Source organism: Dictyoglomus sp. (assembly GCF_049968615.1).
GTDB classification, from domain to species: Bacteria; Dictyoglomota; Dictyoglomia; order Dictyoglomales; family Dictyoglomaceae; genus Dictyoglomus; species Dictyoglomus turgidum.
In genome coordinates, this window is the sequence record NZ_JBMFQK010000006.1 from 86139 (window position 1) to 96033 (window position 9895).

The 9895-nt window shown below is 34.4% G+C and carries 8 protein-coding genes; 7 read left to right on the plus strand and 1 reads right to left on the minus strand.

The window, feature by feature from the left end:
* Positions 1-94: 94 nt before the first annotated feature.
* From hypA to hypF, 7 genes are read left to right on the plus strand one after another with little or no spacing between them, the layout of a single operon-like run.
* A complete protein-coding gene (gene hypA / locus ACP5QL_RS06030; RefSeq protein ID WP_428126074.1) occupies positions 95-493 on the plus strand; it encodes a hydrogenase nickel incorporation protein HypA in 399 nt (132 codons plus the stop codon).
* On the plus strand, positions 490-1227 hold the full coding sequence (locus ACP5QL_RS06035; protein ID WP_012582499.1) for a P-loop NTPase: 738 nt from the start codon (positions 490-492) through the stop codon (positions 1225-1227). Before hypA ends, ACP5QL_RS06035 begins: the two co-directional genes overlap by 4 nt.
* A gap of 18 nt (positions 1228-1245) precedes the next feature.
* A complete protein-coding gene (locus ACP5QL_RS06040; RefSeq protein WP_428126081.1) occupies positions 1246-2925 on the plus strand; it encodes a 2Fe-2S iron-sulfur cluster-binding protein in 1680 nt (559 codons plus the stop codon).
* Between the two features lie 19 nt (positions 2926-2944).
* Positions 2945-3487: a hydrogenase gene (locus ACP5QL_RS06045; RefSeq protein ID WP_012582501.1), complete on the plus strand. Its 543-nt coding sequence runs from the start codon at positions 2945-2947 to the stop codon at positions 3485-3487.
* Positions 3488-3499: 12 nt separating this feature from the next.
* Complete coding sequence (locus tag ACP5QL_RS06050) at positions 3500-4924, plus strand: Ni/Fe hydrogenase subunit alpha (RefSeq protein WP_012582502.1); 1425 nt, start codon at positions 3500-3502, stop codon at positions 4922-4924.
* The gene (locus ACP5QL_RS06055) at positions 4921-5343 is read left to right on the plus strand and encodes a hydrogenase maturation protease (protein ID WP_012582503.1); all 423 of its coding nucleotides are present in this window, start codon (positions 4921-4923) and stop codon (positions 5341-5343) included. Before ACP5QL_RS06050 ends, ACP5QL_RS06055 begins: the two co-directional genes overlap by 4 nt.
* Positions 5340-7565 carry a carbamoyltransferase HypF gene (hypF, locus tag ACP5QL_RS06060; protein WP_012582504.1) on the plus strand — a complete coding sequence of 742 codons (2226 nt, stop codon included), beginning with the start codon at positions 5340-5342 and terminating at the stop codon, positions 7563-7565. The genes ACP5QL_RS06055 and hypF overlap by 4 nt, the downstream gene beginning before the upstream one ends.
* Positions 7566-7568: 3 nt before the next feature.
* Here hypF and ACP5QL_RS06065 read toward each other — a convergent pair whose 3' ends face one another.
* A complete protein-coding gene (locus tag ACP5QL_RS06065) occupies positions 7569-9530 on the minus strand; it encodes a glycoside hydrolase family 2 TIM barrel-domain containing protein (protein WP_428126087.1) in 1962 nt (653 codons plus the stop codon).
* Positions 9531-9895 lie beyond the last annotated feature (365 nt).

Consider the following 9895-nt stretch of genomic DNA (forward strand, 5'->3'; position numbering starts at 1 on the left):
TTAAAACCAAATATTTTATACCCAAGGGGGTATCTCATTTCTTGATATTTATTTAAAGTTAAGATAAAATCAATAAAAAAGGAATTGTTAAAAAATGCACGAGTGGGCTCTTGCTGAAGCAGTAGTAAAATCTGCAATAGATATGGCTCAAAAGAAAAATCTGAGCCAAATAAAATTTTTATTCCTTAGAGTAGGTGAAGTTCAACAAATTGATATGGAAGTATTTAATTATGCCATAAAGGAGCTTTCTAAAGGAACTATTTTAGAAAATTCCGAGATAAAGTACGAGATTTTTCCTGCAAAACTGGTTTGCAATAACTGTGGAAATATATGGAGTTATATGGAAAGTTTTCAAGGACTTACTGATGAAGAAAAAGAAGCTATTCACTTTATACCAGAGACTATTCACGTATATATGAAGTGTCCAAAGTGTAAAAGTGCAGATTTTGAGATAAAAGAAGGGAGAGGGGTCTTTATAGAGGACATAAAATGACACATGATCCAAGACTTTCAATTATAGACAAAAGATTAGAGAGTGTAAAAAACATTATTGCTATAGGAAGTGGAAAGGGAGGAGTTGGAAAAAGTACTTTCTCTTCACTTCTTTCCTTATTCCTAAACAAAAAAGGCTATAAAATAGGCCTCTTAGATTTAGATATTTATGGACCTTCTAACCATGTCATATTAAATGCAGAAGATAAGTATCCTGAAGAAGAATATGGTTTAAAGCCTGTGAATGTAAATGGAATAGATTTTATGTCCATAATCTACTTTACTCAAAATAAACCTCTGATTATGCGAGGAAAAGAGCTTACTGATACCATCCTGGAGATATTTGCTATTACTCGTTGGAGGGATTTGGATTATTTAATCATTGATATGCCTCCTGGAATGGGAGAAGTACTTTTAGACCTCATAAGATTTATAAAAAACTTACAGTTTCTTATCATAACCAATCCCACAAAAATAGCCTTAGAAACAGTAGAAAAACTTATAAATTTCCTAAAAGAAGGAAATTATCTCATATTGGGCCTTGTGGAGAATATGAAGATAAAAGATGGTAATTTTGTGAAGGAAAAGTGTCAAGAACTGAACATTAAATACTTAGGGCATATTTCTTTCTACGAAAATATAGAAGAAAACTATGGAAATATAGAAAAATTAATAAATCCCTCCTTAGAAAAGGAACTTAATCAAATTGTTTCTAATTTCATACAAAAATCTTGAAAAGAGAGAGGGTGGACTATGGAGAAGATTAAGATTAAGGTCAATGGGAATGAAATAGAAGTCTCTCCTGGTAAAACAGTCCTTCAGGTTTTAAAAGATATGGGAATCCATGTACCTGTCTTATGCCATTATGAACCTCTTATGCCTCAAGGATCTTGCAGACTCTGTGTAGTAGAAGATAGAGGAGTTTTAAAAACCGCCTGTACCACCCCTGTAGAACCTAATATGGACATAAAGACCGATACTCCTAATGTGATAAACTCAAGAAAGTTAGTACTTCAACTACTCTTTAGCGAAAGAAACCACTACTGCATGTACTGTGAAGTTACAGGAGAGTGTGAGCTACAAGATTTAGGCTACGAATTTGGCTTAGATCACTTTGAATTTCCTACGTACGAAAGAAGATTTCCTGTAGATAACTCTCATGAGTTTATAATGATGGATCACAACCGTTGCGTACTCTGTAGAAGATGCGTAAGAGCTTGCTCTGAAGTAGCAGGACATTTCGTATTAGGAGAGATGGAAAGAGGAATAGATACAATGATCATTGCAGATATGGATGTACCTCTTGGGAATTCATCCTGCACCTCCTGTGGATTATGCGCCCAAGTATGTCCTACAGGAGCAATTATTGACAAAAGATCATCTTACCTTGGAAGGGAAGTTCAGTCAGAAATCATATATGCTAATTGCGATATGTGCCCTGTAGGATGTGGAATGGAAATATACAAGAAAAAAGGAGCTAATTTTATAGTTAAAATATATGGAGATTGGAACTCTGATGTATCTCGCGGACTTCTCTGTAAAACAGGAAGATATCTCTCTTTATATGATGCAAAAGAAAGAGTCGTGGGCATAAAATTGAAGGATGAATTTGGATATAGAAGACTTCATGAAGACAATCTAATAAACATCTTCAAGAGCAAATTAGATAATGCAATTGCCTATGTAGATGGCTCTCTTTTCAATGAAGAGATAGAAATGATAAAAGAAATCTTCAAAGACAAAGTATATTCTCTTTATCCTAATGAGTCTCCTATACCTACAAATATTAAGCTATCTGAGCTTGATGACAAAGAATTTTACGTGGTCATAAATGCAGACCTAAACAGGGAATATGGAGCGGTAGGATCCATTGTAAAGAGAAATGTGATAGGCAAAAAGGCAAAGTTAATGGTGATTGATAAGGAGTTCAATAGCCTTGCTAAGATAGCTGATTATGTATTCAATATAAAGGATCTCAATTTAGCATTAGATATATTAAAGAAGCAAAAAGAAGTAATAATTATTTATAAAGATATTAATGAGGAAGAAAAATCAACTCTCAATTCATTGAACAATGCCAAATTCTTATATCTTCCAAAAGAGACTAATTCTATTGGACTTCAAAAATATGGAATTAAGCATGAAAAAGCAAAAGCAGAAAATGTCTTTGTCTTTGGAAAGAATTTAGAGGGTATAAAAGATCTTCCATTACAAAATTCCTTTGTAGTAGTTTTTACTCCTTATGAAGATGAAATTTTAAGAAGGGCAGATGTTATAGTAGGAACAACTAATGGCTTTGAGAGAGAAGGAACCTTCTATAACTTAGAAGGAAAGATACTTAAGAAAGAAAAGGTCTTAAGACCAGATTTTGATGTATTAGATTTAAAATCTTTCCTTTCCAATGTATTAGGAAAAACTGAAAAAGTATCTTAAAAAAACGAGGTGAAAAACTATGGGAAAGATAAAAGTTGCCTCCATATGGTGTGAAGGGTGTTCAGGATGCCATATGTCCTTTCTTGATATGGACGAAAGATTAGTGGAATTAATAAATAAAGGGCTTGAAATAAACGCTACTCCTATAACGGACTTAAAGATTCCTGACGAGGAAACTGATATTGGAATAATTGAAGGAGCAGTAGCAACAGATCACCATGAAGAAGAAGTAAAAATGATGAGGGAGAGATGCAAAATAATTGTAGCCCTTGGAGATTGCGCAGTCTTTGGTGGTATTCCTACCATGAGAAACTACTTCTCAAAAGAAGAATTATTAGAAAGAGGTTATATCACCACAGAAAGCACCGTAGATGGTAAAATACCAACTTCAAAGGAGATAGGAAAACATCTCCCTAAAACAAAGGCGGTAAATGAAGTAATAAAAGTTGACCTCTATATTCCAGGATGTCCCCCTTCAGCAGATGCCATATATTATGTATTAAAGGAAGTTCTTGAGGGAAGAATTCCCAAATTAGAAGGCGAACTTCTTAAGTATGAATAAGAGGTGATAAATATGGAAAAGAAGATTACTATAAGTCCAGTTACAAGAATAGAAGGACATGCAAGGGTTACTATTCATCTTAATGATGACGGAAAAGTAGAAAGTGCCTTCTTCCATGTAGATCAATTTAGAGGATTTGAAAAATTCTCAGAAGGAAGGCACTTTTCAGAAATGCCTGTTATTACTGAAAGAATCTGCGGTATATGTCCTATAAGTCACCACTTAGCCTCTGCAAAGGCCACCGATGAGATCATAGGCGTAGAAATCCCAAGAACCGCTAAACTTCTAAGAGAACTCATTCACATGGGACAGATTATTCAGTCCCATTCCATGCACTTTTTTGAATTAGCAGGACCAGACCTTATTTTAGGTTGGGATGCAGATCCAAAAATCAGAAATGTGGTAGGATTAATTCAGGAAAATCCAGAACTTGCACTAAAAGCAGTAAAATTAAGAAAATTTGGACAAAGAATTATTGAACTTGTAGCAGGAAGAAGAATACATCCTACCTTTGCAGTTCCAGGAGGAGTTAATTCTTCTTTATCTCCCTCTGCAAGAGACGAAATTTTAAGTGGAATTGATGAAATGATTGGATACATTAAAGAGGGAATAAAAATAGCTGAAGACTTCATAGAAAAGAATAAAGAACTCTGCGACGAATTTGCTTCCTTTCCCACAGGTTATATGGGACTTGTAAAAGAAGATGGTTCTCTTGAGCTTTATGATGGAAAAATAAGATTTATGGATAAAGATGGAAATATACTTAAAGAGTTTAAGCCTCAATATTATTTGCGATATATTGGAGAAAGGGTTGAAGATTGGACCTATTTAAAATTCCCATATTATAAACCCTTAGGATATCCTAACGGAGTTTATAGAGTAGGTCCTTTAGCAAGATTAAACATAGCTGACAAAATTAGCACACCTCTTGCCAATGAAGAATTCAAGAAATTTAAATCCATTAATAATGGAAAACCAGTAGAAGGTTCCATATACTACCATTATGCAAGACTTATTGAAACTGTCTATGCCCTTGAAAGAGCAAGAGAAATCTTAGAAGATCCTGAGGTAATGAGCCAGAATGTATTAAAGATGGGAGAGGTGACTAATGAAGAAGGGGTAGGAGTAGTAGAAGCTCCAAGAGGAACCTTAATCCACCATTACTGGGTAGATGAAAGGGGAACCATTGAGAAGGTGAATTTGATTGTATCCACAGGACATAATAATTGGGCTATGAGTAAAGCAGTAGAGATGGTAGCAAAAGCCTTTGTGGATGGTAAAAATCTTAAAGAAGGTATGCTTAATAGGGTTGAGGGGGCTATTAGATGTTATGATCCTTGTCTTTCTTGTTCTACTCATGCTATAGGAAAGATGCCCATTGTAGTTGAACTATACGACAAAGACGGAAACATCATTGATGTTATAAAGAGAGATTGAAGATATTACTTGTGGGATTTGGAAATCCATATAGAAGAGACGATGGATTAGGAATAAAGCTCCTGGACCTTATAGAACACAATGTAGAGAAAATTAAGGTCCAGGAGCTCACTTTTGATATGGCTGAAATCTTTAAAGATTATGATATGGTAATCTTTATAGATGCCTCCTTAGAAGGTAACGAAATAGTCTTTAGAAGAGTAAAAGAAGAAATTACTTTTTCTCCTCTTACCCATCACACTCCCTGCGAAGAACTTCTATCTTGGACAAGGGTACTATACGGAAAAACTCCAGAATTTTATCTTTTGTCCATAAGAGGATACGATTTTGACTTTGGAGAAGAGCTTTCAGAAAAGGCAAAAGAAAATTTAAAAAAGGCAGAAGAATTCCTTAAAAGTTTTCTTGAAAACCATATATGAAAACCTATAAATTAAGAATTTGGGGGATTGTTCAAGGAGTTGGTTTTAGACCCTTTATCTATAGACTTGCCAAAAGTCTAAACCTTAAGGGATGGGTTCTAAACTCCACAGGATCAGTACAGATACTCATTCAAGGAGAAGAAGAAAATATTGAAAAATTCATGGAACTAATTATAAAAGAGGCGCCTCCTTTATCAAGGATTGAAAGAATAGAAAAGGAAGAAGTAAATTCCGAAGAATTAGAAGATTTTAAAATTCTTGAAAGTAAAGAGGATACAGGTTTTAACTTCATATCTCCTGATATTGCCATATGTGAAGACTGTCTAAGGGAAATGAGAGATCCCAAAGACAGAAGATATAAATATCCTTTTATAAACTGCACCAATTGTGGTCCCCGATATACCATAATAGAAGATCTTCCTTATGACAGAGAAAAAACCACCATGAAGATCTTTGAAATGTGTGAAGAGTGCAAAAAAGAATATCATAATCCTTCTTCAAGAAGATTTCATGCCCAACCCATATCCTGCTATGACTGTGGACCCAAAATTTGGATTCATGGAGATAAAGATAAGGATATCTTTGAAAAAATAGCAAAATATCTTGAAGAAGGAAAAATTCTCGCCATAAAAGGCATGGGAGGATTCCATCTTGCCTGTGATGCTACAAAAGAAGACATAGTGAAAAGATTAAGAGAAAGAAAAAAAAGACCCTCAAAACCTTTTGCCCTCATGATGAAAGACATAGAAATGATAAAAGAATACTGCTTTGTAAGTAAAGAGGAAGAAAAAATATTAAAATCCAAAGAAGCTCCTATTGTGCTCTTAAGGACGAGAGAATTAAAAGATATATCTCCTCTTGTGGCCCCTGGAAACAAATACTTAGGAGTTATGCTTCCCTATACTCCTTACCATCATTTAATTTTTGATTATTTCAAAAAGCCCATTATTATGACCAGTGGAAATTTATCCGACGAACCCATAGCAAAAGACAATGAGGAAGCTATGGAGAGATTAAAAAATATCGCGGATGTATTCGTACTTCACAACAGAAATATTAAGCATCGTATAGATGATAGCGTAGTATTTGTGGAAAACAAAGAAATACAAATTATAAGAAGAGCAAGAGGATATGCCCCAGACCCTATTAAAATTCCCATAAAAATAAAGCCTACCCTTGCCCTTGGAGGAGAACTAAAAAATACTTTCTCCTTAGGAAAGGAGAACTACATATTTATAAGTCCTCATATAGGGGATCTCAAGGATAAAGAAACCTTAGAAGTTTACGAAGAGACTATACAAGAGTACATAAGACTTTTTAAGATCGAGCCAGAACTATTGGTACATGATCTTCATCCCCAATATCTTTCTACGGATTTAGCCCAGAGTTTTAAAAAATATATGGAGGTAAAGTCAATTCAACACCACAAAGCCCATTTCTATTCCCTTCTCCTTGATAGAGGAATCACCAAAGATATAATTTGCTTTACTTTTGATGGAACAGGATATGGGGAAGACGGAAAAATATGGGGAGGCGAAGTATTTGTAGGAAATATAGAGGGAGTAAAAAGGGTCGCCCACTTTAAATACTTTCCTATTGTGGGAGGAGATAGCGCCATAGAAAATCCAAGAAAAATTGCCCTATCATACATACTTAAATATTTTCCTAAGGATGCAGATAAAATAATTTCCATGGATGATTTTGAAAAGAATTTAATTAAAATACTCCTTGAAAGGGAAGAAAATATATTTTACACATCCTCTTGTGGAAGAATCTTCGACCTTATATCTGCCCTCTTAGGAATAAGAGAAAAAATTGACTATGAAGGACAAGCGGCAATTGAGTTAGAAATGCATGCCATGGAATCCTATGAAGAAGGTTATTATCCTTTTAAAATTATCGAAAACGAAATCCTTGAAATTGATATTTTGCCAATGATTGAGAAAATCGTAGAAGAAAAAACCAAAAAAGATAAAAGAGATATTGCAAGAAAATTTCACAACACCATCTCTCAAATAATAATTACCCTTTCAGAAATACTTAGAGAAGAATATAACATAAATAAGGTTGGATTTTCAGGAGGAGTTTTTCAAAATAGACTCCTTTTACAAACCACTATTCCTGCCTTAAAAGAAAGCAAATTTGAAGTATATACCCACCAAAAAGTTCCCACAAATGATGGGGGAGTTTCCTTAGGACAAACTATTATGGGATATAAATAATAATTATTCACACTTTATCACTATTTCTTCCTCCTTTAAATTCTCTCCCCAAGCTTTCAACTTTAGCTCTCCAGGTATTCCCATAATTTTTAATATGGCAAGAGCTCTTCCCTGATATAAACTTATTTCATTTGTCACAAAACTTTCTTGAGAAAGAGGATCGGAACTTCCAAGAGCTACCAATTTACCTACTCCCTCTACTTCCACTCTTATTTTATTTCTTGCATTCTTTACCTCTCTTCCCTTCTCATCCACAGCAACAATTTTTATATAGCTTAAATCTCCATAGCAAGATGAAATCCTATTTCTGTCAGGAATTAATTTTAACTTTATAGGCTCTCCTGTAGTCTCCAAAATATCCCTCCCCACTTCTAACCCATCTTTATAGCCTATAACCTCAAGTCTTCCCGGTTCATAATTTATGTCATAGAAAGTCTTGAACTTTACTTTATCTCCAGCAATTTTTCTTCCCATACTTTTTCCATTCAAAAATAGTTCTACCTCATCAGCGTCAGAATACACATAAACCCTTAAAGGTTTACCTTCCCATCCCTTGAAATTGTAATTCCTCTCTACAGGTTCCCATCCCCAGAGTCTTAAATATATCTTTTTACCATACAATTCAGGAGGAAGAACTGCTATATAAGGAACTTTTCTCAAGCTCCAAACTATATCCCTATAATAGGACTGAGGTTTTTTATCACCACAAATATCTATATCACCACAATTAGAGATTAACCAAGGAAAGCCTCCCAAAAAGTTTTTTGCCTCATTCTCATCCAAAGATGCCCTACCAATACCAGCTTCTCCAAGATAATCCATAGCAGTCCATACAAAATCTCCAATTACATTGGGATTTTTTAAGGTCTCTTTCCAATTATCGTATAAGGTATATGGAAAGGTTTCTGTTCCACAAATTATACGATTGGGATATTCTTTACCATCATCCTCATATCTGTCCACTTTATAGTTATATCCAGCCACATCAAGATACTTGAAATACTTCTCAGTTATCTCTCCCCATCTACTTTTTGTTTCCTCATTGCCTTTCCAAACTCCCAATATTACAGTATTATCTTCTTCCACATCTTCCACCTTTACAGCCTCAAAGGGCAATCCACAAAAAGCAGAAGTTACAAATCTCGTAGGATCCAATTCTTTAACCTTTTTAGAAAGTTTTTCACTCCATTCAAAAATATTTGTATATCCCTTTTCCTTCTCCCAATCTACTCCTGATCCCCAAGTTATCTCATTGCCTATGGACCACATAATTATGGAAGGATGATTAAAATCCCTCTTTATAGTATTTTCCACATCTTCTTCCCAGTATTTTTCAAAGAAAAGATGATAATCATAAGCCCTTTTACCAGCAGTCCACACATCAAAAAACTCTTCCATAACCAACATACCCAATCTATCACAGGCATCAAGAAAAGATGGAGAAAAAGGATTATGAGCGGTTCTCACAGCATTAAAACCATTTTGTTTTAAGATCTCAACCTTTCTTTCTTCAGCCCTATCATAACTGGCACTTCCCAAAATCCCGTTATCATGATGTATACATCCACCTTTAAGCTTAATAACCCTACCATTTAATTTAAAGCCCACATTAGGTACAACCTCAATCTTCCTTATACCAAAATAAGTAGAATCTATATCAGATTCTTTATCATCCATCAATATTTTTGCCTCAAGCCTATAAAGATAAGGATCTTCAATATCCCAGGGTATATAGTTATCAATCTCTAATCCTTTTAAAATAACTTTTTCTTCCTTTCCATCTATTTCAAATTTTTCTTCGCTCTCCTTTATCAATTCATCTTCCTTTGAGAAAATTCTAAATTGCAATTTGGCTTTAACTTTTCTTCCACTGCTATTCTTAACTCCCACTTTTATATTCAAAAAAGCCTTTTTTTCATCTAAGATATCACTTTCCACATGAAGCTCCCAAGGTTTGATAAACACCTCTCCCCCTACTCTCAACCACACATGCCTATAAATACCAGTTCCTGCATACCATCTAGAACTTGGCTTATGGGCATTATGTGTATTTCGGTAATAGCGGTAACTACTTCTATTTTGTTTCTTGATTTGATATATCCTTTGTTTGATCCGAGAGTACGTTACAGATAAGACTTAATTAAATGGAGGCTTGGTAAAGGTGAGAAAATTAATTGGATTATTCTATGACCTTCTTAAGGATTATCGATTCACCATATCCTTTATTATCTTTCTTTTTTTAATAATCTTAGCAATACTTTCCTTTTTCTTCCCCTATAATCCTCAAAGAACTTATCAAGTACCTTCAGGATTGCCCCCATCTAAGAATC